We start from the raw sequence: 24,519 nt of genomic DNA, 5'->3' as shown, positions 1-24,519 counted from the left end.
TTGTGTTAATGATTCTGAAAGTTCAGAATCCGGTCAGGATTTTTGCTGGCGAAAGTATGTACCAGGTTTCGGATATAATCATTTGACGGGTATGGCTGGATGACGTTTTTAAGCGAACCAAGATCTTCCAGAGGAACATTTTTCATCACGTATCCCATGCCCTGTAAATGCCCGCCCTCCATCAAAATTACACTTTGCTCCTCGTCATTACGCCCTTGATCGAGCAAGGCAAATGAAGGAAGATTGGATTTGAGTTTAGCGATAGCCTGCTGAACGCGAATATTATACAACACACGGCTCTCGCTACCTTTACAGGCGCCTTTGCAAGGCTTATTCTCAACTCCTATACACTCATCCTGGTTTCGCTGAATAAAACAAAGTTTGGGGCAAAGTTCAAATTCTTCCATCAACTGTCTTAATAAACTATGTCCCTCAAACACCTGATTAAAACTATATACCGGCACCGATCCTTTTCGCTTCTTGTCAATCAACAGCCTGAGGTAGCCTCGCTGATCCTCATAGGTAAAAAGACCATAGGCTTGTTCAAAACGCTTCAACGCCCGGTTATTCTCCGGCCACAACCGCTTTATCTCAGTAGCTTCTAAAATAAAAGCCATCAGCTCTGTGCCGCATTCCTGGAAGTTAATCGAGTGAATGTCGCGCATAAAATCCTGGCGCTGCTTATTGGCGTTGTTTCCGGTAAAGTGCGAACTGACACGCTTTTTCAGATTCTTTGCTTTTCCTACATACAAAACCTTGCCTTTCTGGTTATTGAAATAGTAAACTCCCGGTGTATTTGGCAGACGATCAAAATCGGCGCGTTTTACGTTGGGAGGTAAAAGCTGTTCTTTAGAATTGCGGTTTAGCGATTGGCTGATATGCCCTGCTTCATCATGCTCAAGCAGCATCGAAAATAAGACAGCGGTCGCCTCTGCATCGCCCCCGGCCCGGTGATGATTGCACAGGTCTATCTTTAACTGCTTGCACAATTTACCCAAGCTGTACGATATTAAACCGGGGAAAACTTTCCGGCTTAGCCGCACCGTACAAAGTTTTTTGCATTGCAGTTCATATCCGCAAGCCGACAGATGATATTTTAAAAAAGAATAATCGAAGTTAACGTTGTGCGCAATAAAAATCTTGTCGTGGAGCAGGCTGAATATTTCGGCAGCAACCTCTGAAAACAAGGGCGCCCGCGCTACCATTTCATTGCTGATACCGGTCAAGGCAGAAATGTACACCGGGATATTTCGCTGCGGGTTTATAAGTGTTTCGTACCTCCTTATTACCTTAGCGCCATCGTGAATAATAACGGCGATTTCGGTAATCCCGTTTGCAGAAGCATGCCCTCCCGTCGTTTCTATATCCACAATTGCGTACATAATACAAACTTAAGTTAAATACTAACATCTTTAGTATATTCTTTTCACAAAAATTCCGTTCTTATTTGGACTAATTATAAACAATACGTAGATTTGCAGGAGAGTTATAGATGAAGGATAATAATTGTATCAAGATAGTGGAAGTTTTTAGAACCGAAAATGGTTCTGTTTCTCAGTGCAATAAAACGAATTCGTATATATTAGAATTCGGAGGTACTACTTGCTCATTTAAAGCCAGCGACTTTATCGACTTTACAAAACGTGTAAATTCCCTCGATCTTGTGGGCATGATACTATCTTCCTCGTCGGTTACCGATGTTACTGTTTTAATGCCTCCCTATTCAGAACGCTGCTTCGTATTAACGCTTACAGACGTACTCAACTTAAAGGAATTACTTGGCGGGGCTAAATTTTCTCTGCACCTTAACAGTGTTATCTGGGAGTGTCTGCGCCCGCATCTATATAGTATTTAGATTAAATCTGTATTAGATTTACTACATTACTTTTCCTTTTAATTATTGTTATAATCGTAAATTAGAATTAAAATTTCTTTTACAGGAATTGTTTGCAGGGTGGACCACCATCGCCTTTTGTGCGATAGTTTTTACCGGCTACTGTAGTACGACTTAAATAAAAACAACATGAAAGACCTTCTCAGATTAAGGACTTCCCTTTCGGAAGAAATTGAACTCCTTTTAAACGAACAAATAAAAACCGAAGCATATTCATCTGCGGTATATTTAGCTATGGCATCTTACTGCAATCGTAATGGCTTCGATTATAGTGCAGGATATCTTGAAAATCAATCGAACGAAGAGCGTGGACATATGCTTAAGATCTTTAAATACATCAACGATCTTGGCGGAAGGGCCATCTCCCCTGAAGTTGTTAATATTCCTCAGGAGTTCGAGTCATTTAAAGGCGTTTTCGAGCTTGCACTTCAACAGGAAATTAAGGTGACAAGTCAGCTGAACCGGATCGCAGATCAGTGCATGCGACTGAAAGACTATACCACGTTCGAATTCATACAGTGGTTCCTTAAAGAGCAAATTGAAGAAGAATATGTAGCCCGCAGAATTCTTGAATTATTCGACGTAATTGGTGAAGAAGGAACCGGCCGCTGGCAAATTGACAAGCAGATCCCCAAAGTTAGCTACGGCGAGAGCGCCGGAGAAGAATAATTCTTTTAACAGTATGTCAGGCCATCCAATAATATGGGTGGCTTTTTTCGTTTAAAACTTCATGGTGGTAGCATTAACAGTCATCAGGTATTCAAAACCTAAAATTCCTTTTGCTTTTCTGGCTATGGCAATTCATCGGCTACCATTAGCACTGAACAAGGACTGCAAATTTTGGAAACTCATGGGAAGCGGCAAAAACGGAACATTTGACAAACAAGCAGATTTACAGCAATGGGCACTTTTAACCGTATGGGATTCACATGAAGGTTTTGAAAGTTTCAGGCTGAAATCTTTTGTTTCCTCCTGGTGGAAAACTTTTGCTCTTGAAACCTATACTATTCTGTGCGCGCCGTTGAGCAGCCATGGCAAGTGGGATGGTTCGGAACCCTTCGGACCTGTTCAGAATACTGTATACGACGGTCCAGTGGCCGTCCTCACCCGGGCCACTATCCGGTTTAACCGCCTTAAAAACTTTTGGGCCAATGTAGATAAAACAGCAAAGCTGATGTTAGGTTCAAAGGGCTATATCACATCATTTGGAATTGGGGAAGCCCCTTTGTACCGGCAGGCAACTTTTTCGGTGTGGGAAAGCATTGAAGATGTAAAAGCCTTCGCTTACGAATCTGCAGAGCACCGGGAAGTAATTCGTAAAACACGCGAAGAGAACTGGTACAGCGAAGAACTTTTTGCAAGATTTAAACCTATCGCTAGCTTTGGTACATTAAAAGGCTCAGACCCACTTCAACATATCTTTAAAAAGCACTGATGAGAGTAGTAGCAGAATTACCGCGTCCCGACTGTAAGATCACCATATTTTCCATGAACATGAAATACATTGTAAAATTTGAGCAAGGGATTCTTGAGCAAACATACAAGCTTTCAGAAATTGATATGCTGGATGGTGTGAATAGTGTATTTCAAATTTTGGACGAAGAATTTATCGCCACAGTAATCGCCAGGTTCAGGTTAATGTCAGAAGATTTCAGAGCAGCTTATCAGCGTCACGAATATTAGTATCTTTGCAGTCACAGGCGGTTCTATCGCTCTCCGCCAGCCGGCGGAGAGAGGAAAGTCCGGGCAACACAGAGCATCTCGCTTCCTAACGGGAAGGATTCCGGTTTAACCGGGAGACGGAAAGTGCCACAGAAAATAAACTATCCGCCAGCTGGCGGACAAAGGTGAAAACGTGAGGTAAGAGCTCACGGCCTTGTATGGCGACATGCATTGCGGTAAACCCCGGGAGTTGAAAGGCCAAATAAGTTCCGAACCAGGAGTTGCTCGCTCCTTAAAGGCGAAAGTCTTTTTTCGGAATGGGTAGGCCGTTAGATTGTGCCGGCAACGGTACAGCCAGATAAATGATAGAAACTCCGGTATTGGAGAACAGAACCCGGCTTACAAGCCTGTGAAACTTATTAGCTCTTCCTGTACGGAAGAGCTTCTTTTTTCCAAGAGCGCCTTCTCGTCATTTTCAAAACTGTATATATTTGTATACAAAATTCAAACAATTATAAGCACCTTGCGTTTGAAAGCTGAAGAATCACTATGGCAAAAATTCTAATTGTTGACGACGAGCGCGCTATACGCAATACACTGCGTGAGATACTTGAATATGAAGATTATGAGGTTGAAGATGTAGATAACGGTATCGATGGACTGGAAAAAATCAAGAACAACGATTTTGATTTAGTTCTTTGCGACATAAAAATGAATAAGATGGATGGAATGGAAGTGCTTTCTGAAGCGCTTGCAGTCAAACCAGACATCCCATTCATCATGATTTCTGGCCACGGAACGATAGAAACAGCTGTTGAGGCCAGCAAAAAGGGGGCATACGACTTTATATCGAAACCGCCAGACCTTAACAGATTATTAATCACCGTTAGAAACGCCCTTGAACGCGGAAACCTGGTTACAGAAACCAAGGTTTTAAAGCGAAAAGTGAGCAAGGTACGGGATATGCTTGGCGACTCGCCTGCTATCTCTAAAATAAAAGATACTATTGACCGGGTAGCTCCTACCGACGCCAGAGTGTTGGTAACGGGTGCTAACGGTAGCGGTAAAGAATTGGTTGCCCGCTGGTTGCATGAAAAATCGAACCGCTCCGGCGGACCAATTATCGAAGTTAACTGTGCAGCCATTCCCTCAGAACTAATAGAGAGTGAACTTTTCGGACATGAGAAAGGCTCCTTTACTTCTGCAGTAAAACAGCGGATCGGAAAATTTGAACAAGCCAATGGCGGCACTTTGTTCCTTGATGAGATTGGCGACATGAGTCTTTCGGCTCAGGCCAAAGTATTACGTGCGCTTCAGGAAAATAAAATAACACGCGTTGGCGGCGAAAAAGAAATAGATGTAGATGTACGTGTGGTTGCCGCCACCAATAAAGACCTGCTAAAAGAGATTGAAGACGGTAATTTCCGGATGGACTTGTTCCATCGCTTAAGCGTTATCCTCATTCACGTCCCGTCTCTTGCTGAACGTAAAGACGACATACCGCTTATCGCGGAAAGCTTTTGCGAGGAGATTTGCAACGAGTATGGAATGCCTACTAAAAAATTCAGTGAGGGAGCAATAGAAACATTAAAAGCTCTTCCCTGGACCGGCAATATTCGCGAGCTGCGTAATATGGTCGAACGACTTATCATATTAAGTGATAAAGTAATCACTGAAAATGACGTTCGTACCTTTGCTAATCCGTCGGCAGCGCAACCAGTTAGTCATGCTACCGGAACTACCCCTTCTCAAGCTTCAACTTCGACTAATTACGATCAGTTCGCCAGTTTTCAGGAATATAAAGATTACGCCGAGAAAGAGTATATTAAATATAAACTTGAGAAAAACAACTGGAATGTCTCAAAAACAGCTGATGACATCGATATTCAACGAAGTCACCTCTACAGCAAAATTGAGAAATACGGATTGAAAAGAAACGAACAATAACCTTTATTCCCGGCGAAGAATCTGAGACTCTGTCGCCGGGATTATATCTTCACTCTAGAACACTTTAACTAAGGTGTTTTTGTAAAAACGGTTAAAATCGTTTTCAAAATTATAGAACCCCCCGTAGCTATATTCGATTGCATCAATTGAATTATGCCCCTCTCCCATATAACTAAGCATCTGTTTCAACGTGTTAGGATTCTTTTTTATCAGATAATAAATAACAGCATAAGATATATCGTACAGGACCGGAGTTTGTGCTTTCTCGCCCCAGCGATTAGAATTAAAAAATTCCCGTAGTTTAAGCGGTTGGCCTTTTACTGTATGAACAACAGAATTAATACGGGACCTCTGAGCAGAAAAAACTATTTTATTATCCTCAATGGTTAATGTTTCGCAAAACTCTGCCATACCTTCCTGCAGCCATCTCGGGGCCCTGCTGAAGTTATGGGCTAGCATACAATGACTTATTTCATGTACCACGGTTTGAAGATATTCGGGCCGTTTATACAGAAAAGATTCGTTTAATCTATGGCTGTAAAACCCGTTGGTGCCATGGCCTTTACCCCCAGTTTCATTTAGGAATACACCTCTGTATTCATCCGGATTACCGAAAACGGTCACTTTAATATGGAGGGAGTCGTTACTCCTGGTATTGAACAGGTTGTTGTACAACGCTGATTCAAACCGTACTATCCTTTCTACATAACTTATATCTTTTGAGGATATCCGGCAACCCACATTTTTAAATTCAACAACCTGTGATACAGCCCCGGCACAGTAGAAAAGGAAGAAGAAAGAAATAAGACGGTATTTGATCATATTGTTCCGGTATCGTTAAACACACCAAAAGGGTCAAGACCCGAGTAACTCATCAACTAGTTTAGGAACGGCCTCGCCGGCTTTCTCCGGAATTATTCTCCATTTACCACTGCCTGCACTGGAGCTGTTAGGATCAACCAATACTTTTTCTGCACGGAATGGAACAAAATCAACCAATCCGGCAGCGGGATACACAGCTAGTGATGTACCAATCAAAATGAATATATCTGCAGAAGATGCAATTTTAGCGGCCGGCTCGATCATGGGGACAGCTTCGCCAAACCAGACAACATGCGGGCGAAGTTGTGAGCCATATTCACAAGTTTCTCCCATTTTTAATTCCCAGCCGTCGATATCATATACTGCCTCTGGATCTATGCAGGACTGCGATTTAGTAATGATGCCATGCAAATGAAGAATGTTTGAAGAACCAGCCCGCTCATGCAAATTGTCTACATTTTGGGTGATGATCTGCACATCAAAGCCCTTTTCGAGCTTTTTTAGTGCGATATGTGCAGCGTTGGGTGAAGCCTCGAGAACCGCCTTCCGGCGCATATTGTAAAACTCCTGAACAAGCACCGGATTACGTTGCCAGGCTTCGGGAGTGGCTACATCGTAAATATCATATCCCTCCCACAACCCGTCAGAATCTCTAAAGGTTTGCAAGCCGCTTTCAGCAGAAATTCCTGCTCCGGTTAACACCACTATCCTCTTTTTCTCAGACATTGCAGGGTAAATATACATATCAGCAACAATTACTGTCTTTTTGGTGTTTAATTAAAATGGAAGAGAGCCAACAATCACCCCAAGCCCGCAAAACCGGTCAGCCTTTTTTCGTCGAGGCAGCCATCAGCGAAAGCGGCCCCAAGTTATTGAAAATCGTTCCATCATACCATCAGTACCTTGTTTATTTAGATGATGAGATGTGTGCATGTATCCAATGCAACGAAGATGGTGAATGGGAGCAAATTGAGGGAAATTTCACAAACGGCGTAGTTGGTCTTATTGGCCTCGAAATTATAAGAAACCGGCCGTTATAATTGATCAATTTCCTGATTTTTCAATATCTTGCTGAATGAAAACTAATCAATCAGACCGGAGAGCCTTTATCAATAAAGTTGCATTAGGAGGCCTGGCAGCTATCAGCATCCCCGAAATCGTATTTTCAGCCACATCCGAAAAGCCCGGAAAAAAAATCAATCTTAACAAAAACGACACCATCCTTTTTCAGGGAGATTCTATAACCGACGCGGGCAGACTGCGCACCGATCCCGATTTCAATACTCAGAAAGGATTTGGAGGCGGATATGCCTTTCTATCGGCTGCTGAACTGCTGAATAAGTTCCCGGAGAAAGATCTCAAATTATACAACCGTGGTATCAGCGGCAATAAGGTTCATCAACTGGCCGATCGCTGGGAAGCGGACGCACTCAATTTGAGCCCGAATGTGATTAGTATTCTGATAGGCGTTAATGATTATTGGCACTTTATCAGAAATACGTATAAAGGCACGCTTGACACTTATCGCAACGATTATCGGGCGCTGCTTAATAAAACCAGAGAGAAACTTCCTAATGTGAAATTTATTATTGGCGAACCGTTTGCGATAATAGGTAAGTCTGTGGATAAAAGCTGGTTTCCTGCTTTTAGCGAATATCAAAAAGTTTCAAAGCAAATGGCAGAAGAATTTGACGCAGTATTTATCCCCTTCCAGAAAGTGTTCGATCAGGCCCTTGAAAAAGCTCCCGGCGCTTATTGGGCGCCTGATGGAGTTCATCCAAGCATTGCCGGAGCCAGGCTGATGTCTCAAGCCTGGCTTGATGCAGTGAAAGGATAACGGTCAGATTCGTTAACTCTACTGCAACTTTCTGTTATAAATGCTTTTATTGGCATCGTCTACGGTGATAAAAGTATAGGTATCCAGTATTTCTTCAAATTCATCATCATCATCCCACACGGGGATGATGTTTTTCATATGATTGAGCGTCAAGAAAGCATTTATTGCAGCTATCCTTTCCGGCTCAACTGTGGCTATGCCCGTAACTGATATGCCCACCTGTACTGCTGTGGTTGTGTCGTGTGATATTAAGAATAGTTGTTTCATGGTGTTCATCTCTAAAACGACATTTTTGTTAGAGTGTTTGAGGTTTTAATAAAGATTTCGATAACTATTTTAAACAAGCGTTGTTAATCAAATACACTATTTATGATTAATTATGCTTGAAACAATAACATCCAAAGTGAATGAATCTTTGAAAGGTTCATTTCTTGAACCTAAAAGCTCTGAAAATGTAAATACGGCCGAGCGTTTACTATCAATTGCGGCAGGTTCGTACATTTTTTATAAGGGGATTAAACAATTATTTAACCATCCGTTTATCGGCCTGCAGGAAGCTGCTGTTGGCGGCGTGCTATTATATCGCGGTGCCACGGGATTCTGTCCTGTTTACGACAAAATAGGTAAAGATACTACCGATTTGCAGCCAATCAGGATTACAGAACGTTTTATAGTTGACCGCCCGCGCGATGAGGTGTATAGCTTCTGGCGAAACCTGGAAAACCTTCCGAGATTTATGAAGCATTTGCATTCTGTAACAGAACTTGATGCCACTCAATCTCAATGGAGCGCCAATATCCCTAATGATCTGCTAAAGATCAAATGGAAAGCAGAAATCACCCGTGAAGAACAAAACAGCTATATCGGCTGGCAGTCTATTGAGGGTTCTATGATTGACAATGCGGGAAAAGTGGAATTTTCTGACGCCATTAATGGTCTTGGAACAGAACTGAATGTAGAGATCAACTACTTTCCGCCAGCCGGAAATATCGGACGGGGCGTAGCCAAACTTCTCAACGGCGTGTTCGAAAATATGGTCAGGGAAGATATCACTAACTTCAAACACTATGTAGAAGGACAGGAATATCAGACTTACCTAAGTTCGCGCGAACAGAAGGTTTAAAAAACAAAGGCCCGGATCTACCGGGCCTTTGTTAGTTTGTTGAATTTATGGTGATATGCTTCTGGTCACCATACGCTTTTATTTCGTTAACAACACTTTGAGGGGGCAACTGCAGTGCGCCATAAGACTGCTCCTTCCAGGTATTATGAAGCCATCCCTCGCCAATCATCATTATCGATTCGCCAGGAGGGATTTTATTAAGAACTAACTTAACTGAATCAATCCCCGTAACACGAATCAAAAGCATATCGCCTGCTTCGGTAGTTACTTCCGCTAAAGATTTGATCCTATTCGTCCCAGTTAAAAACGCGAATCTCCAAATATTCTTCTCCGGCCAGCTATAAAGCTCCCAACCTTTCATAGATGTTTTAACTGTCAGGGTATCAATTCTGGAGACCGCTTTGGGTGACTCATCATTTTTAACGCAGGAGTTGAAAAGCATTGCGCTGAACCAAACGCAGAACATGCTTGCATAAAAGGTTTTCATATGGCTATAGATTACAATGAGCTATGTTACAACAAGTTAAATTTAACAAGTGTTTATCACCCAGCAAAATAAACCATAAAAAATTTAACCAATAGTAAGAGTACTAGTCCTAATACTTATTGTTTCCCGCAAAATGCCCGTAACATCCAGGTATTTTTTTCTTTAAATTGCATAAAACGGTTGATCATATCGTTTGTACCATCGTCTCCCGCCTCAGCAGTGCTCTCCATTATCTCGCGCTCTATTTCAATCAGGGTTGAGAAATCTTCCAGAACGGCAGTAACCAAAGCAATGTCGTCTTTTCCAACGGTATTCATTTCCTTTATACGCGAAGTTTTAATGTATTCCTGATAAGTACTTAAAGGAGGTTTTCCCAACGTCAGGATTCGTTCAGCGAGCTCATCAATAGATTCGACAGCGTTGGTATAAAGCTCTTCGAACTTAGCGTGCAGAGTAAAAAAGCTTTTCCCCTTAACGTTCCAATGGCAGCCACGCAATTTCTGATAATGGATATGATAATTAGCGAGTAACTCGTTAAGCTGATCAACTATTGGATTTACTTTAACAGCCTCAAGGCCGATTTCTTCTGCTTTCATAATATGATTTTAGATAGAAACCGCTTGTCCCTTTTAAAGTTTTCAGCTTCCTTTTTTCCTTACAAAAACATTATAATTCTCTTGCTTGGTAATGGTAACTTCCTTGTCTTTCTCGATAAATCCATCCAATGCTACGGCATCGTACCAGGTTCCGTCGACCTCTATTTTGCCAGAAGGCCGCATATCTGTCCGGGCAATTCCGGTTTTATTCAAGAGCTCCGAATTTTGCCTGCCACTTACATAACCTAATCCCGAACGCTGTTCATCTTTGAGCACCAATCGCTGGAAAGCGGATGAACGCAGTAATGAACGGCCAAAAATCACCGATATCACTATAGACAGGACCATCGAGACAAGAACCAGAATAAAGGCACTACTTACCTTCTCCGGACCTGTAATTGTAAAATCAAACATATTATTCATAACTAAGCTTAAGGCCAACCCAGCAACTACACAAAGGATACCCAGAATCCCGGCAACGCCAAAACCCGGAATAACAAATACCTCGACCGCAAGCAGTACCAGACCGATTAAAAATAAACCAATTTCCCAGTGCGCTGCAAGGCCCTCCATGTATAAAGGGGCGAAATATAAAAGTGCTGCAACTACCGAAACCAGCAAGGCGAACCCTATCCCGGGGCTTTGCATTTCAAAATAAATGCCTCCTATAATTAAAAGGATTAACACTCCGCTGATAGCGGGGTTCATCAAAAAACCGATTGCTTTATCCATGGCACTCACATGGTGATTCACTATCTCGTAGTTCAAAACACCCTCTGCCTTCAAAACGTCTGCAATATTAGCTGCCTCCCCGTTGCAAAAGCCTGCTTTTATCGCTTCTTTGCTGGTTAATGTTAAAACTTTTCCTTTCACGATAATGTTAGGAATAGCTACATCCGGATCCACAAAGGCCTCGGCAATTTTAGGATCTCTTCCTTTTGCTTCTGCCGTCGAACGCATCAATCCACGCATATACGACTGATATTTTTCGGGCATAATCTCGCCCTGCCCATTGACCACACTCGCTGCGCCAATGCCAGCTCCTTTTTTCATGTATATTTTGTCGCATGCTATCGCGATAAGGGCGCCTGCCGATGCAGCATTATTATCAATATACACTATGGTTTTTATAGGAGAACTCAACAGCTTTGTCCGTATAGAATCGGCAAAGTCTACCATACCACCATAGGTATTCATTCTTATAAGCAAAAGGTTGGCCTTTGATCTAGAGGCGCCTTCAAAAGCTTTTTGAGTTAAGCGCCAGGCAGATGGCCCTATTTCTTCTTTCATTTCGAAGGTGTAGACTTTTACTTTTGTCTGCGCAACAGAGAACGATTGGATAAGAACAGCTAAAGTTACCAGAACTGTAACCTTTAAATGATTTAGGTACCGATTCATAAAATAGGTTAATTTTGAAAGGATGACTGCAAGTTATAAATTTAAATTCAATCCAACATTGTCCGAAATGTTCAAGGGCATAATCTGGAGAGTTGAAACCGACGACCATAATACTATAGTCGCTATCGAATCCAGGGACGTATCTAACCGGACTACCTATTTTTCGGCGTTTGACTACGTATCGGGAGAAGCCTTTTTCAAAGAGATCACCGTGCAGGAGGGTTGGTTCTGGAGCCTTGATCGGGTTCACTCGGGTATGATTTACGTGCATAGCTACGTCAATGAAGGCAGCCCCGAACATAAAGGAATAATCGCATTAAACAGTTCAGGTGAAATTGCATGGCAGCATTTTCATAAAACCCTACATGAGATAAGTGACAGCGGGCTAATAGTTTACAACCCAAAAATCCAACCCAAAATATTTGAGCTGATCTCGGCAGAGACAGGAGAAGTGCTTTCAACAAAAATATCCAGAGATACTCCCCTGCAGAGAGATATTGTGATTCCCGAAATCCTGGAAGACAGCCGGCAGTTCAGCCATCTTTTACCCGGCAACACCTATGGCCCGGTATTCTACCTGGAAATAAACCGCAAGATCATTTTGGCATTTCACACACAAAAAGAAAATTTTTACACTCAACAACTTGCTGTTTATCAAGACGGAACACCTTTAATGCAAGATATTCTTGCTGCCGACATACAAAAACTCAACCCCGAAGCGTTCTTTATCCAGCACAATCACTTGTTTTATATACGCGGCAACAAACAAGAGTTTGTGTCCTATTTAGTATAATTGCAGGGCTTAACAACAGGGGGATTTAATTAATGCGCTTTTTCTATTTCATATTTTTCGTTTTTATTTCTTTAGGAGCAACGGCTTCGAATGCTATAGACTCTATTGGTGTCGAGAATCAAAACGGAAACCAACTTATTTTACACAAGGTTCAGGCTAAAGAAACTTACTATTCTATAGCCCGCCTTTACAAGGTTTCGCCTCGAAGCATTATCGAACAAAATAATAACATCCCACTCCATATCGGAACCCTCGTAAAAGTACCCACAGAAAGACCTTTTAACAAAGCCAGATTATCCAGCCAGGCAAACAACGCAAATTCTAATTTTATCGAATATAAAGTTGGGCGCCGGGAATTTCTTTATACCATCGCAAAAAGGTTTAATACAACTGTTGAGGCCATTAAAGCGCTGAATAATCTGAGCAGCGACAAGCTTAGCGTTGGCCAGACCTTAAAGATACCTCAGGGACAAAATGCTGCAACTCCAGCGGTGGTGGAAGTGCGGCCGCAGGTTGTGAGCCCTTCTCCTCTGCCAGAAGAAGCTGACGAAAAAACCGAAGAAAAACCAAGAATCCCTACCAGCAGGCTTGGGCTTTCAGAACGTAATGAACGCGGTGTGGCAGTATGGATCACCGATGAAAACCTTGACGGATCAAAGATGCTGGCACTGCATCGTACCGCCCCGATTGGTACGGTAGTAAAAATCACTAATCCGATGACAGACAGGGCCACTTTTGTTAAAGTGGTGGGTAAGTTCACGGAAAACGAAACCACAAAGGATGTGATTATTGTAATCACAAAAGCCACAGCAGAATTGCTGGGCGCATTAGATAAAAGGTTCCAGGTAAGCATTGATTACGGAATGCCGAATGAATAAACCGTTTATTGTTGGTATCGCCGGAGGAAGCGGCTCGGGCAAAACTTTCTTTTTAAATTGCTTTCTGCAACATTTCCAAAAGAACGAAGTATCGCTGCTTTCGCAGGATGATTATTACATCCCGGTAGGCGATCTGGGCCCGGAAGAAAACAAGTTGTACAACTTCGATCTTCCCTCAACCATTGATAATCAACTTTTTCTGAATGATATTAAAACACTGATATCCGGCGAAACCGTTTATAAGAAAGAATATACCTTCAATAATCCGGCTGCAAAACCAAAACTTCTGGAGATAAAACCCGCACCTGTTTTAATTGTCGAAGGGCTATTTATTCTTCATTTTAAAGAAATTGCAGAACTGCTCGACCTGAAGATCTTCCTGGACGCAGAAGAAGAAATTGCACTTAAACGCAGATTGAAACGCGATTTAATAGAGCGTGGTTATTCTGAAGACGATATTTTGTATAAATGGCATAACCACGTTGTGCCGGCTTATAAAGAATACTTATTGCCGTTTAAAACTGATTGCCACAACATAGTAAGTAACAACACGCAGTTGGCGGAAGATATTATTTCCATTTCGAAAACGATATCGGAAGAGTTAAAAACTAAGATTCCTGTTTTTAAGAAAGGCCTTTAAATTTCCATTTCGGGAATATCCCCCTCAACAATCAATTTTCCGGCAGTTGCGGCTTTAATTTCTTCTACAGAAACGCCCGGTGCACGTTCGATCAATTTGAATCCACCCTCTGGAACAACATCAAGAACCGCTAACTCGGTCACAATTTTTTTCACACAAGCCACTCCGGTAAGCGGAAGTGTGCATTGCGGAAGGATTTTGCTTTCTCCTGCTTTATTAATATGCTGCATAGCTACTATGATATTTTTTGCTGATGCAACAAGATCCATCGCTCCTCCCATCCCCTTGACGAGTTTACCTGGAATCTTCCAGTTGGCAATGTCTCCGTTTTCAGAAACTTCCATAGCTCCCAGAATTGTGAGGTCAATTTTTTGCGCTCTGATCATGCCAAAGCTCATCGCCGAATCAAAAAAAGCCGAGCCGTTTAAGGTGGTTATAGTTTGTTTTCCGGCGTTTATCAAATCGGGGTCTTCTTCCCCTTCGTATGGAAAGGGCCCCATTCCGAGCAAACCATTTTCAGACTGTAGCACCACATTTAACTCCTGAGGAATGTAATTGGCTACCAGAGTAGGAATCCCTATGCCCAGGTTTACGTAGAACCCATCTTTAATTTCTTTTGCGATACGCTTCGCTATCCCGTTTTTATCTAACATATTACCGGCTTCTTACAGTTCTTTGCTCAATCCTTTTTTCGTAATCCTTCCCCTCAAAAATTCTTTGCACGTATACCCCCGGAGTATGAATATGATCCGGATCAAGTTCGCCGGCAGGCACCAGGTGTTCTACTTCAGCGATAGTTATTTTTCCAGCCATCGCCATCACGTGGTTAAAATTACGGGCCGTTGCTTTGTAGATCAGATTTCCGGCGGTATCCCCTTTCCAGGCTTTTACCAGGGCGAAATCGGCGTCAAAAGCCATTTCCATAAGGTATTCTTTTCCGTTAAAGTTACGCATTTCTTTTCCCTCAGCTATTTCAGTGCCTACCCCTGCCGGAGTGAATATTGCAGGCATCCCATAGCCGGCGGCCAAACAACGGGTTGCAAGTGTGCCTTGCGGGATAAGATCAACCTCGAGCTCGCCTGATAACAGTTGCCGCTCAAATTCAGCATTTTCGCCCACATACGATGCGATCATCTTTTTGAGTTGTCTTTGCTTGAGCATCAACCCCAGTCCGAAATCATCGACCCCTGCATTATTAGAAATACAGGTTAGTTCTTTGATGCCTTTTTCAACGAGGGCTGCAATACAATTTTCAGGAATCCCGCAAAGCCCGAAGCCGCCAAACATTAGCGTCATCCCATTAACGATGTCAGATACAGCAGTTTGGGCGTCGGGTACTACTTTATTAATCATAGTTTATGTTTAATACAAGATAAACTAAATCTTCAAAAAAATTGTTTAGAATAATTCTAAACAAGTATCTTTGCTGTTAATGGAGAACTTCTGCCACGTGAACTTGAATATAGACGAAAGGGTGAGTCCGACGGATCCTGAATTTGCTAAAGGAATGGCTACGCTTTTCTCCTGCTGTGATAAAAAAAAATGCTGTAAGAAATACAAAAAGGGCAAGCGCTGTAAAAAGTGTCCCGGAAGATTATAAGAGAGTGTGTCGAAAATATTCTTTCAAACACACTCAAGTATTCTGCTAAGCTCAGTTATCTACCGCCCATCTCCGTCTAAAAGATTTCCTAAACCACCTAGTAAGCTCCCTTCTTCTTTACGATTGCTGGTAGCATAAGTTAATATTCTGCTTGCCAGTCTGCTAATGGGCAACGTTTGAATCCAAACCCGCCCCGGGCCTTGCAGGGTGGCAAAGAAAACCCCTTCGCCGCCAAATAATGTATTTTTTATTCCGCCTACGAATTGTATATCATAGTTTATGCCCTGTGTAAAGGCTACGATACATCCAGTATCCACTTTCAATATTTCACCAGGATGTAAGTCCTTCATAGTTACATGGCCGCCCGCATGAACAAAGGCCATTCCATCGCCTTCCAGCTTCTGCATAATAAAGCCTTCGCCGCCAAACAGACCAGCCCCCAGTTTTCGCTGAAATTCAATGCTGATGCTCACTCCCTTTGCGGCGCACAAAAAAGAATCTTTCTGGCATGTGATTTTTCCGCCAAGTTGTGATAAATCCATCGGAATTATTTTGCCCGGATAAGGTGACGCAAAGCTCACTTTCTTCTTTCCGGCGGCCATATTGGTGAAGGCTGTCATAAACAGGCTCTCGCCGGTTAATAAGCGTTTGCCCGCACTAAACAGTTTGCCCATAAAACCGGATTGCTGCTGACTTCCGTCGCCAAAGATGGTCTGCATCTGGATGCCATCTTCCATCATCATGAAAGCTCCGGCTTCGGCTACTGCCGTCTCTTGCGGATCGAGTTCCACTTCAACGTACTGCATCTCTTCGCCATGGATGCGATAATCTATTTCGTGATTACTTATCATTTTCCGTTTCTTAAAGTAATTTGGATGAATTGCATGAGTGTCTGTTACAAATTTATTCGAAGAAAATTATCCGACAAATAATATTAATCGCCAGAGAGAACGTATTAATTACTTCTTTTGTCTATGCTAAGTTTAAAACAAGAGCTTTTACGTAAATGCTTCGAGAGTGTAGACGAACGGATAAAGTCGGCAGAGAACGCCATTGTCTCCGCGAAAGAGGCTTCGCAGGATGATACCAAGAGCAGTGCAGGCGATAAATATGAAACTACAAGGGAAATGATGCAGCAGGAAATAAGCCGCAATGAGGCTCAGCTATATGAAGCGGGAAAGCTTAAACACGCACTGTCGCAGATCAATATTGAAAAAACGTCAAAGACTATCCAAAACGGGAGTATTGTATTTACCGATAAGGGCAACTTTTTTATTTCTGTAAGTGCCGGGCAGTTTATCGTAGAGGAGCAGGTATTCTTCGCGATATCGGCAGTCTCACCTATCGGCAAGATTCTCGTTGGATTAGAAAAGGGATCGGGTTTCCGCTTTAATGGGAAAGAATATAGAATTACCCAGGTATATTAAAGCCAAAAAACCCATTGCTTTTTTAAACAATGGGTTTTAAGGTTAACCGTAATATCTTAGTGTTGTACTGAATCGATACTTGCTTCTGCAGCAGAATCAACTGTGTCTGCAACAGCACCTAATGAATCTGTAGTAACATCAGCAGTTGAATCGATAGAATCAGCAGCGTTATCTTCGGTTTGATTAGACTGACAAGCAGCAACTGATAAAGTAATTGCGAAAGCAAGGAAACCGAATTTAAATAGATTTTTCATGTTATATTTTTTAGGGTTATTTTTAAGTTAATACCGAAAAGTAGAATAGGTAACCTATAAATAAAAAATATTTTTTAAGCAGGTACAAGTTCACAGAACCAGAAACCTTTTGTTCCCTCCAGGCTGGAACATACTTTATCACTTTTTACCTCAAGAGGTTTATATACATTTTCTGCTTTTAGAAACCCGACTGGTTTGCTGAATATAGGCCCATCAAAACAGAACGTATGAAACTCGCCGTTTTCGCCGCATGGATCAACATTGGCTGGCAGCGAGTCAATAAAGGATTTATCAACGGTTTTTCCCACCATTTCCTCACCTAAATAAAGATCATTTACGCAGCAGGTAATGGTTTTAAAACCGAGTGTTATAAACTTCTCAATGAGTACGGAAGTATCCTTTTTCCATAAAGGAAAAACTGCTTTCATATTAATCTTAGCAAGATTATTCTCCCGGTACTGACGTAAGTCTTCGAGAAAAATATCTCCAAAAATAACATGATCGATCCCCTCCTTCTTCATTTCCCGCAAAAGGGCTTCCATATTGCGCTCATACTCCGCGTTATTCCCTTCGCGCACGTAAACTATTTTTAGCTCGATGCCGAGAGATTCTGCCTGGCGGCGAACCAGTTCCTCACGGACACCGTGCATCGATATGCGCTTAAAATTTTCGTTCACCGTGGTGAGTAGGTAACGAACATCGTAAACATTCTCTTTTAGTACCTCGTACAAACAAAGGGAAGAATCTTTACCGCCGCTCCAGCAGAATATGGCTTTTTTCATTGTTATAGTAATAAATGTGGCGGTAAATTCCGCCACTAGTTTTATCGCACCAAATATTTAATGCCGGCGTTAAAGTTAAAGCCGCGTGTGTTGTAACCTGCCCATTCTACATAACCGGTGTCGAGTACATTTTTGAAGTCGCCGAAAAAGGTAATGTTTTTAATTGGCTGCGATTGTAAATACACGTCCAGCAGTGTGTACGATTTTAAATCCACTGATCGTCTGTTAAAGCCTTCATAGTAAACATCAACACGATGTCCGGTATATTTATACATCATATTAAACGACAATAACTTACTAAACGAGTACCCAGCCGACCAGCCAAATGAGTTTTTCGGACGACGTAAGAAGCTTTCTATTTCTGCTCCGTTTTCATCTGTCGCCTTGCCCTTGATAAACGAGTACCATACGCTGATATTCAAGTCTTGAAGCGGATGTGCATTCAACTCAAGCTCCAAACCTTTATCATTTTGCTTTCTTCCATTTTTGTAATACATTTTCCATGGAGCAACGTTCTCTGAATAGAAGTAAATAACATCATCTTTGGTTAAACGCTGAAACACCGTTGCGTTGAAATTGAGCTTTCTTTTTATTATATCCAAGTCTAAGCCGGCATCATATGTTTGCGTAATCTCTGGCTTAAGATTACCATCCGGATTTCTATATTGAGAATGCAGCTGATATAGGGTAGGCGCTTTAAATGCAGATGACGCATTAAAGAACACTTTGTATCTGTTCCAGAATAAGTAGGATGGATTAAAGGTATAAGTGAAGTTATCGCCGTATTTAGAATGATGATTATACCGGCCGCCAAGTTCCAGGTGAAATCCACCCATATTTTTTAGAAATACAGATGTGAATACACTACTGATATCAGACTTTGCATTCTCAGACTCCAAAATCTCGGGGTCGTATGCATTGTACTGGCTAAACTGATCGGAGTTTGAACTTCTGTAATTTACACCCGAATTAAGTTCAAGGAAACTTGTAAGAGGTTTGTTTACAAATAAATCTGCCTGCCAGATTCTTCCTTTATTATTGGTTGTTAGTGCGGATGATCCATCATCCGGGCGGTTTAAAAACTTACTGGAAACGGTATTATTACTTAAATTCATTATAATAATGCCGTTTTCCAGAGCATATCTTCCGGTTATACCTCCAAAGAAATGAGTCCGATCGTAGGTATAATCTTTATCGTCGGCGAATGAGCCTCCGTCGGACATACCATTGTTATTAGACAACTGAATGTTAGTGTTTACAGAAAGCCTTTCTGAAAGCTGTTGCTTTCCGTTAAAACTGAGTGTATGTTGATCGTAACCATCTCTATCAAAATTCTTATCTCCTGCAGCATCTGTCGCCGCTGAGAACTCCTTCGAGCCGGTATGAGAATAATTAAATGCGATCCCTGTTTTTCCAACGGAGCCGTTTAAGCCGATGGCTTGTTTGTTGGCGTTATAACTTCCGGCGGTAAGAATAACATTGGCATTTAAATCCTGATTAGTTGGCTTTTTTGTGATAATGTTTATTACCCCGGCTACAGCGTCACTCCCATATAAGGTTGAATTGCCACCCTTTAATATCTCAACACGCTCAATTTGATCTATAGCGATTGATTTCAGATCATACTCGTTCGAAATGCTCTGAGCATCGTTCACCGGAATTCCGTCGATCAGAATAAGCGTATTCCCTGCCGACGCACCTCTTAGAAACAGAGAAGCTGAAGTGTTGCTTTGCGCGTTATTTGCGCCAGAATACGTGATACCGGCAACATTGTTAAGTACTTCAGGCAAAGTTCTACCTTGACTTCGCTGAATCTGTTCCGAGGTAATCACTCGTACAACTTTCCCTACTTCTGCCTTACGCTTGGCAGAACGGGTAGCGGTAACTACAACCTGTTCCAGATCGGTTTGTGAATTAATAGTTCTTGTGGTGTCTTGTGCCAGGGCGCCCGAACTGATAAGCGCCAATTGAGCAAGCCCCAGGCCAGCTGCAATTGTTGTTAATTTTTTCATTATTTGTTGTGAGTAAGGCCCACAGCAAACAGTTTTGAAGGGTATTAAATGATAAATACGCGGAAGGTATTTTCATTCAAGCTTCATTCCCCGAAAGCTATGAAATTATAATGCTCAGGCAGGTCTTCTGACTTACTCCCGGTTATTCTGCCTTCCCATCCCGACTTATCGGGACAGTGGCTTTAAGATTGAATAACCGTTGTGGAGAACACAGCAGCGGGACTGTCCGGGATTCGCACCCGGTTCCCTTTTAATCCACCAACAGGCGGAACCAAAAGCGTTGCAAATGTAGAACAAGATTTTTAATTAGCAAACACCGCCTGGAAGAATCTAGATCACGCGGCGTTCGATGGACCCCATAATCACGAGATATTGGGCAATCAGATACGTTAAAAGATATGAAATCATCATCACCTTCTCCGGGTCAACAAAGTGATAATAACCGATAGATAAATCTGATATGGCAAATGAAAAGCTACCGGTAAGTATCAGCTTAAAACTTAAGCGATTGACGCGCTGATACCTGTAGCCAGACAGAACTACCATTACCGACAACATGAAAAAGTATGCAACTGCAGGATAAATAAAATCTCCCAGGGTATTTCTGCTCATAAAAAAGGAACCCACAATGGCGATTAACATTACCAAGAGCAGAATATTTCCCACTCGTTTGGTTTTCGTAAAATCCCTTTTAAAATCTAAAAAATATGCAGCCCCATACAGGCCGTAGCTTGCCAAAGTGAGAACTAATGCGGTAAAAAAATAAAATTCAGGTTCGTCGGTAAACAATAACTGAATATCGCCCCCCATAGATAAGACCAACCCAATGAAGATCAACTTGTGAAACATCTGCTCCATTCTGGTTTTTATCAGGAGGTAAAGAATCAAAGACATTCCAATTAGCGGCATAGCTATCATCCGCAGCAGTTGATTGTCGACAGCCAATGCATAAACATTGAACAGCAATATCACCACATAAAAAAGATTGAAAATCTTATGCCTTTTAAACATCAGTCGCTAAGTTCCTTTCCTAAAGCCAGCACCCAATCATTAAACAGTCTCGACTCGATCTCAAGCGCTCTAGCGGCGTGGATCTCCCAATCGGGCGAGAACTCCTTAAGTTGCTTCAACATCTCTTCCAGGTGTCCTTCTTCTTCAAGAATAATTGATTTAACATTCACTTTGCTTTTTGCCTGATCTAATGCGTTCTGATAAACCGGATATAATTCGTCAGCTCGTACTTCAATCGCGTAGGTTACTAACAAGTACGCAGCAAACCGCAGCTCGGTTCCCTGAAGGTTTAAAGTATTTTTTAAATATCTGCTTACCTCTGTATCCAATTTGTTTAAATACAGCCGGCTGGAAGCAGGTGCAAGTAGATATTCGTAGGCATAGGTTGGGCAAAGGGCATCGTTGATTTTACCTATCTGCTTTTTCAAATAATAAGCGTGCCGGTGTTCTTCCGCTGCATGTTTTAATACAATTAAGGTAACGTTGGTAGAATGCTCGGATGCCGAGATTTTTCTGGCACCAGTATTTTCCATCAACGAAAGAGTGTTTAAAAGCCTTGCATGAACTTCAGGCTGTGATATTATTTGTTCAAAAAGCGTTTTCAACTGCATATCAAAATCTATCGAGGGCTACTTCTATTTTCGAATATATATACTCCAGTTCCTCATTGGTAATACAATACGGTGGCAGCACATAAATAATATTTCCCAAGGGCCGCAATATAATTCCTTCTTGCAGAAAGAATGAATACAAGGTATCCCTGAGGCCGCTAAAATAAGAGCTATTTCCGTCAGTTTCCCATTCTAATGCTAAAATGGTTCCGGTTTGACGAACGTCTTTAAGTTTTCTGTGTGCACGAATTTTATATGCAAAGCGATTATGTGATTCGGAAATTCTTGCTATACTTTCGAAGGTTTCGGATCTTAACAGAATATCCATACTGGCCAGGGCTGCCGAACAGGCAATGGGATTTGCCGTGAAAGAATGTCCGTGAAAGAAGGTCTTTAACTTATCATCCGACAGAAAAGCATCAAAGATCTTTTGGCTGCAAGAGGTAACTCCCAATGCCATAGTTCCGCCAGTTAAACCCTTTGAAAGGCAGACAATGTCGGGCTGATGGTTAAGATAATCAGACGCGAAAAGCTTACCGGTGCGGCCAAAGCCGGTCATCACCTCGTCGGCAATTGTAAAAACTCCATTTTCCTTGCAACAAGCTAATAATTCGTCCAGATATTGCGGCTCATACATCAGCATCCCACCCGAACCCTGAACCAATGGTTCATAAATAAATGACGAGAGCTCAGCCTTCCGCTCGGCAATCTGCAATTTCAATGAATCAATATTCCCGGCATTTGGAGTATCGATATATACCACTTCGAATAGCAAACTTTCGAATGCAGCATTAAAAGCACCTCTAGCGCTCACGGCCATTGCACCAAACGTATCGCCGTGATAGGAATTATTGAAGGCCAGTACCTTTAATCTGGGTTGCTCTTTATTCGCCCAATATTGCAGGCACATTTTTAAAGCCACTTCAACGGCTGTGGAGCCATTGTCGGAATAAAAAATCTTTGCCTGACTTTTGGGTAGAATCTTCAAAAGCCCTTCGGCAAGTTCAACAGCAGGTTTGTGGGTAAAGCCGGCAAAAATTGCGTGTTCAAGAGTCGACAACTGCTCTGAAACCTTTTGAGCGATATACGGGTGCGAGTGACCATGAATGTTCACCCACCAGGAAGAAACTCCGTCGATATATTTTTTTCCACTTTCGTCGATCAGATATACCCCCTCGCCTTTCACAATGCCAATAGGATCAGACGCTGTTTGCATCTGAGTATATGGGTGCCATATAATGGCTTTATCACGCTGAGCTAAACTACTCTCCATTTTTCTTGCAATAATTTAATGACGCGTTGATCTGTCGGAAATGTTACATCAGTTAGTTCAATTTGGTTAAGGTTGCGCCATCGAAAGGCTTGGCGGATGTCCCCTTCTTCATCAAAATCGAAAATCACGTCCTTACATTTCACCTTTAACTCGCTTAGCGCTTTCACCATGTAATAGACGCTAATTATCTGACTATCGTTAAAAGCAGATTTAACAAAAAAGTCGGTGGTATAGAAATGCTCCGTCACTTCTACTTCAAGATCACATTCTTCGATAAACTCGCGCTTCAGAGCATCGATCAAACCTTCGCCATATTCTAAACCACCACCCGGAAACTTGCTAAAGCGAACACCATACTCTTCTTCGTCGCTGAGAAGAATTTGATTATCAGAATTGATCAAAAGGCCGTACACCCGAACGTTAAATTTATACATGTTTTAAATTCAAAAGTTAAAATTCAAAACTATGCTCACCCTCTGAATGCCTAATCTCCGCTTATTCATAATGTTTATGATTTCTGGTAACATTTTCTGGTGTCCAGGCGATATCTTTCGTTTTTATTTCGCTTCGAACCGGACAAGCTTCGACCCTGCAATAGTGGCAACATTGAGGCAAGCATGGATCGGTGTGAATGAAAAATTCGGTCCTTACATACCCTTTCTGATTGATTAGCGTATCGATCTGAGAAATTTCATCGTGCACCTTGTTTAACTCGTAATAATAAGGTAAAGTAACATGACAGTCGATATGCAATTCGTGTCCATAGCTTTGAGTTCTGAAATTATGAATATCGATCCAGGCATCATGGCGGTTGGCATTTAAGATCTTAATCACCTCGTTTACTACCTTAAAGTCTGATTCATCCATTAATCCGCCTACCGACTTACGAACGAGCTTATAGCCGTTAAAAATGATATATAATCCCATGGCAATGGATAACAGACTATCGAGATAAAGCTTACCAGTATAGTGAATAGCTAACAAACCCAGTACTAATCCGGCACTGCTGTAGGCGTCGGTAAGCAGATGCTTACCGTCGGCGTATAAAACCAGAGAATTTGCGGCTTTGCTTTCCTTTATCAGCATCTTCGCGAGGAAAAAATTGATCAGTCCGGTGACAGCTATAATTACCGAGCCATCAAAAAGATCGCGTACAGAAAGCGGGAAAATGAGATTGTAACCAGATTTGAAGATAATTAAAATTCCGGCCAGCAGGATAAGTATGCCTTCCACAAACATGGAAAAAAACTCAACCTTACCATGTCCGTAAGGGTGATTAACGTCTTTCGGCTGGGCCGATAAATAGATACTATAAAAGGCAAATGCACTGGCCAATACGTTCACAATACTTTCGGCCGCATCTGTCAAAATAGCATTTGAGGATGTAATAAAATAGGCCGTAAACTTTCCGAGCATCAGTAAAAAACTGACAACCAGAGCAAAGAGAATTAATTTCTTCTGTTTTTCCAAAG

At 41.9% G+C, this 24,519-nt stretch carries 30 protein-coding genes, 1 other RNA gene and 1 riboswitch; of the genes, 13 read left to right on the top strand and 18 right to left on the bottom strand.

Going from position 1 to position 24,519, the window contains the following annotated elements:
• Positions 1 to 5: 5 nt before the first annotated feature.
• Positions 6 to 1,382 carry an exonuclease domain-containing protein gene (locus J3P43_RS15975; protein ID WP_255904287.1) on the bottom strand — a complete coding sequence of 459 codons (1,377 nt, stop codon included), beginning with the start codon at positions 1,380 to 1,382 and terminating at the stop codon, positions 6 to 8.
• Between the two features lie 110 nt (positions 1,383 to 1,492).
• Here J3P43_RS15975 and J3P43_RS15970 point away from each other — a divergent pair, with 110 nt between their 5' ends.
• The 6 genes from J3P43_RS15970 to J3P43_RS15945 all read left to right on the top strand — a co-directional run bounded on the left by J3P43_RS15970 (position 1,493) and on the right by J3P43_RS15945 (position 5,503).
• Positions 1,493 to 1,855 (top strand): DUF6686 family protein, encoded by a 363-nt coding sequence (locus J3P43_RS15970; protein ID WP_255904285.1) that lies wholly within the window; start codon positions 1,493 to 1,495, stop codon positions 1,853 to 1,855.
• Between the two features lie 168 nt (positions 1,856 to 2,023).
• Complete coding sequence (locus tag J3P43_RS15965) at positions 2,024 to 2,563, top strand: ferritin (protein WP_255904283.1); 540 nt, start codon at positions 2,024 to 2,026, stop codon at positions 2,561 to 2,563.
• A gap of 61 nt (positions 2,564 to 2,624) precedes the next feature.
• On the top strand, positions 2,625 to 3,329 hold the full coding sequence (locus J3P43_RS15960) for a DUF3291 domain-containing protein (protein WP_255904281.1): 705 nt from the start codon (positions 2,625 to 2,627) through the stop codon (positions 3,327 to 3,329).
• A complete protein-coding gene (locus tag J3P43_RS15955; protein WP_255904279.1) occupies positions 3,329 to 3,577 on the top strand; it encodes a hypothetical protein in 249 nt (82 codons plus the stop codon). The genes J3P43_RS15960 and J3P43_RS15955 overlap by 1 nt, the downstream gene beginning before the upstream one ends.
• A gap of 10 nt (positions 3,578 to 3,587) precedes the next feature.
• An RNA gene (gene rnpB, locus J3P43_RS15950) (RNase P RNA component class A) lies at positions 3,588 to 3,974 on the top strand.
• A 131-nt stretch (positions 3,975 to 4,105) separates the two neighbouring features.
• Positions 4,106 to 5,503 carry a sigma-54-dependent transcriptional regulator gene (locus tag J3P43_RS15945; protein ID WP_255904277.1) on the top strand — a complete coding sequence of 466 codons (1,398 nt, stop codon included), beginning with the start codon at positions 4,106 to 4,108 and terminating at the stop codon, positions 5,501 to 5,503.
• A gap of 54 nt (positions 5,504 to 5,557) precedes the next feature.
• On the opposite strand, the gene J3P43_RS15940 is transcribed toward J3P43_RS15945, so the two are convergent.
• Both J3P43_RS15940 and J3P43_RS15935 read right to left on the bottom strand, forming a co-directional pair.
• Positions 5,558 to 6,325, bottom strand: a complete 768-nt coding sequence (locus J3P43_RS15940) for a DUF1570 domain-containing protein (protein ID WP_255904275.1) — start codon at positions 6,323 to 6,325, stop codon at positions 5,558 to 5,560.
• A 33-nt stretch (positions 6,326 to 6,358) separates the two neighbouring features.
• On the bottom strand, positions 6,359 to 7,069 hold the full coding sequence (locus J3P43_RS15935; RefSeq protein ID WP_255904273.1) for an SIR2 family NAD-dependent protein deacylase: 711 nt from the start codon (positions 7,067 to 7,069) through the stop codon (positions 6,359 to 6,361).
• 38 nt (positions 7,070 to 7,107) lie between these two features.
• On the opposite strand from J3P43_RS15935, the gene J3P43_RS15930 reads away from it, so the two are divergent.
• Together J3P43_RS15930 and J3P43_RS15925 are read left to right on the top strand one after the other, a co-directional pair.
• Complete coding sequence (locus J3P43_RS15930) at positions 7,108 to 7,365, top strand: hypothetical protein (protein ID WP_255904271.1); 258 nt, start codon at positions 7,108 to 7,110, stop codon at positions 7,363 to 7,365.
• A 35-nt stretch (positions 7,366 to 7,400) separates the two neighbouring features.
• The gene (locus tag J3P43_RS15925; RefSeq protein ID WP_255904269.1) at positions 7,401 to 8,162 is read left to right on the top strand and encodes an SGNH/GDSL hydrolase family protein; all 762 of its coding nucleotides are present in this window, start codon (positions 7,401 to 7,403) and stop codon (positions 8,160 to 8,162) included.
• Positions 8,163 to 8,180: 18 nt separating this feature from the next.
• On the opposite strand, the gene J3P43_RS15920 is transcribed toward J3P43_RS15925, so the two are convergent.
• Positions 8,181 to 8,429, bottom strand: a complete 249-nt coding sequence (locus tag J3P43_RS15920) for a hypothetical protein (protein ID WP_255904267.1) — start codon at positions 8,427 to 8,429, stop codon at positions 8,181 to 8,183.
• Between the two features lie 112 nt (positions 8,430 to 8,541).
• On the opposite strand from J3P43_RS15920, the gene J3P43_RS15915 reads away from it, so the two are divergent.
• Positions 8,542 to 9,285 carry an SRPBCC family protein gene (locus tag J3P43_RS15915; protein WP_255904265.1) on the top strand — a complete coding sequence of 248 codons (744 nt, stop codon included), beginning with the start codon at positions 8,542 to 8,544 and terminating at the stop codon, positions 9,283 to 9,285.
• A 31-nt stretch (positions 9,286 to 9,316) separates the two neighbouring features.
• Here J3P43_RS15915 and J3P43_RS15910 read toward each other — a convergent pair whose 3' ends face one another.
• The 3 genes from J3P43_RS15910 to J3P43_RS15900 all read right to left on the bottom strand — a co-directional run bounded on the left by J3P43_RS15910 (position 9,317) and on the right by J3P43_RS15900 (position 11,766).
• On the bottom strand, positions 9,317 to 9,772 hold the full coding sequence (locus J3P43_RS15910; protein ID WP_255904260.1) for a hypothetical protein: 456 nt from the start codon (positions 9,770 to 9,772) through the stop codon (positions 9,317 to 9,319).
• A gap of 116 nt (positions 9,773 to 9,888) precedes the next feature.
• Positions 9,889 to 10,368, bottom strand: a complete 480-nt coding sequence (locus tag J3P43_RS15905; RefSeq protein WP_255904258.1) for a Dps family protein — start codon at positions 10,366 to 10,368, stop codon at positions 9,889 to 9,891.
• A gap of 42 nt (positions 10,369 to 10,410) precedes the next feature.
• Positions 10,411 to 11,766 (bottom strand): NfeD family protein, encoded by a 1,356-nt coding sequence (locus tag J3P43_RS15900; protein WP_255904256.1) that lies wholly within the window; start codon positions 11,764 to 11,766, stop codon positions 10,411 to 10,413.
• A 67-nt stretch (positions 11,767 to 11,833) separates the two neighbouring features.
• Between J3P43_RS15900 and J3P43_RS15895 the strand changes: the two genes are divergently transcribed.
• From J3P43_RS15895 to J3P43_RS15885, 3 genes are read left to right on the top strand one after another with little or no spacing between them, the layout of a single operon-like run.
• Positions 11,834 to 12,559, top strand: coding sequence for a DUF4905 domain-containing protein (locus J3P43_RS15895; protein WP_255904254.1), 726 nt, complete (start codon positions 11,834 to 11,836; stop codon positions 12,557 to 12,559).
• 32 nt (positions 12,560 to 12,591) lie between these two features.
• Positions 12,592 to 13,437 carry a septal ring lytic transglycosylase RlpA family protein gene (locus J3P43_RS15890; protein WP_255904252.1) on the top strand — a complete coding sequence of 282 codons (846 nt, stop codon included), beginning with the start codon at positions 12,592 to 12,594 and terminating at the stop codon, positions 13,435 to 13,437.
• The gene (locus J3P43_RS15885) at positions 13,430 to 14,077 is read left to right on the top strand and encodes a uridine kinase family protein (RefSeq protein ID WP_255904250.1); all 648 of its coding nucleotides are present in this window, start codon (positions 13,430 to 13,432) and stop codon (positions 14,075 to 14,077) included. Before J3P43_RS15890 ends, J3P43_RS15885 begins: the two co-directional genes overlap by 8 nt.
• Here the strand turns inward: J3P43_RS15885 and J3P43_RS15880 are convergent.
• From J3P43_RS15880 to J3P43_RS15870, 3 genes are all read right to left on the bottom strand, one after another.
• Complete coding sequence (locus tag J3P43_RS15880; RefSeq protein ID WP_255904248.1) at positions 14,074 to 14,730, bottom strand: CoA transferase subunit B; 657 nt, start codon at positions 14,728 to 14,730, stop codon at positions 14,074 to 14,076. The genes J3P43_RS15885 and J3P43_RS15880 overlap by 4 nt on opposite strands.
• A 1-nt stretch (position 14,731) precedes the next feature.
• Entirely contained in the window at positions 14,732 to 15,430 is a 699-nt protein-coding gene (locus tag J3P43_RS15875; RefSeq protein WP_255904246.1) for a CoA transferase subunit A, read from the bottom strand.
• 306 nt (positions 15,431 to 15,736) lie between these two features.
• Positions 15,737 to 16,528 (bottom strand): TIGR00266 family protein, encoded by a 792-nt coding sequence (locus J3P43_RS15870; RefSeq protein WP_305121790.1) that lies wholly within the window; start codon positions 16,526 to 16,528, stop codon positions 15,737 to 15,739.
• 123 nt (positions 16,529 to 16,651) lie between these two features.
• Between J3P43_RS15870 and J3P43_RS15865 the strand changes: the two genes are divergently transcribed.
• Positions 16,652 to 17,104 carry a 3-oxoacyl-ACP synthase gene (locus tag J3P43_RS15865; protein ID WP_255904244.1) on the top strand — a complete coding sequence of 151 codons (453 nt, stop codon included), beginning with the start codon at positions 16,652 to 16,654 and terminating at the stop codon, positions 17,102 to 17,104.
• Positions 17,105 to 17,160: 56 nt separating this feature from the next.
• Here J3P43_RS15865 and J3P43_RS15860 read toward each other — a convergent pair whose 3' ends face one another.
• The 8 genes from J3P43_RS15860 to J3P43_RS15825 form a co-directional block, all read right to left on the bottom strand.
• The gene (locus J3P43_RS15860) at positions 17,161 to 17,358 is read right to left on the bottom strand and encodes a hypothetical protein (protein WP_255904242.1); all 198 of its coding nucleotides are present in this window, start codon (positions 17,356 to 17,358) and stop codon (positions 17,161 to 17,163) included.
• A gap of 74 nt (positions 17,359 to 17,432) precedes the next feature.
• Positions 17,433 to 18,140 (bottom strand): Dph6-related ATP pyrophosphatase, encoded by a 708-nt coding sequence (locus J3P43_RS15855; RefSeq protein ID WP_255904240.1) that lies wholly within the window; start codon positions 18,138 to 18,140, stop codon positions 17,433 to 17,435.
• A 41-nt stretch (positions 18,141 to 18,181) separates the two neighbouring features.
• Complete coding sequence (locus J3P43_RS15850) at positions 18,182 to 20,152, bottom strand: TonB-dependent receptor plug domain-containing protein (protein ID WP_255904238.1); 1,971 nt, start codon at positions 20,150 to 20,152, stop codon at positions 18,182 to 18,184.
• Positions 20,153 to 20,252: 100 nt separating this feature from the next.
• Positions 20,253 to 20,444, bottom strand: a riboswitch (cobalamin riboswitch).
• 38 nt (positions 20,445 to 20,482) lie between these two features.
• Entirely contained in the window at positions 20,483 to 21,163 is a 681-nt protein-coding gene (locus J3P43_RS15845) for a lysoplasmalogenase (RefSeq protein ID WP_255904236.1), read from the bottom strand.
• The gene (locus J3P43_RS15840; RefSeq protein WP_369414808.1) at positions 21,163 to 21,696 is read right to left on the bottom strand and encodes a hypothetical protein; all 534 of its coding nucleotides are present in this window, start codon (positions 21,694 to 21,696) and stop codon (positions 21,163 to 21,165) included. The genes J3P43_RS15845 and J3P43_RS15840 overlap by 1 nt, the downstream gene beginning before the upstream one ends.
• Positions 21,697 to 21,775: 79 nt before the next feature.
• Entirely contained in the window at positions 21,776 to 23,047 is a 1,272-nt protein-coding gene (gene bioA, locus J3P43_RS15835; protein WP_255904232.1) for an adenosylmethionine--8-amino-7-oxononanoate transaminase, read from the bottom strand.
• On the bottom strand, positions 23,032 to 23,481 hold the full coding sequence (locus J3P43_RS15830) for an NUDIX domain-containing protein (RefSeq protein WP_255904230.1): 450 nt from the start codon (positions 23,479 to 23,481) through the stop codon (positions 23,032 to 23,034). The genes bioA and J3P43_RS15830 overlap by 16 nt, the downstream gene beginning before the upstream one ends.
• A 61-nt stretch (positions 23,482 to 23,542) precedes the next feature.
• On the bottom strand, positions 23,543 to 24,517 hold the full coding sequence (locus J3P43_RS15825) for a cation diffusion facilitator family transporter (protein ID WP_255904228.1): 975 nt from the start codon (positions 24,515 to 24,517) through the stop codon (positions 23,543 to 23,545).
• Positions 24,518 to 24,519: the final 2 nt, after the last annotated feature.

It is taken from the genome of Paradesertivirga mongoliensis, from assembly GCF_024436395.1.
GTDB classification, from domain to species: domain Bacteria; phylum Bacteroidota; class Bacteroidia; order Sphingobacteriales; family Sphingobacteriaceae; genus Paradesertivirga; species Paradesertivirga mongoliensis.
The sequence above is the reverse complement of the archived record's forward strand: the minus strand, read 5'-3'. Positions and strand labels throughout refer to the sequence as shown.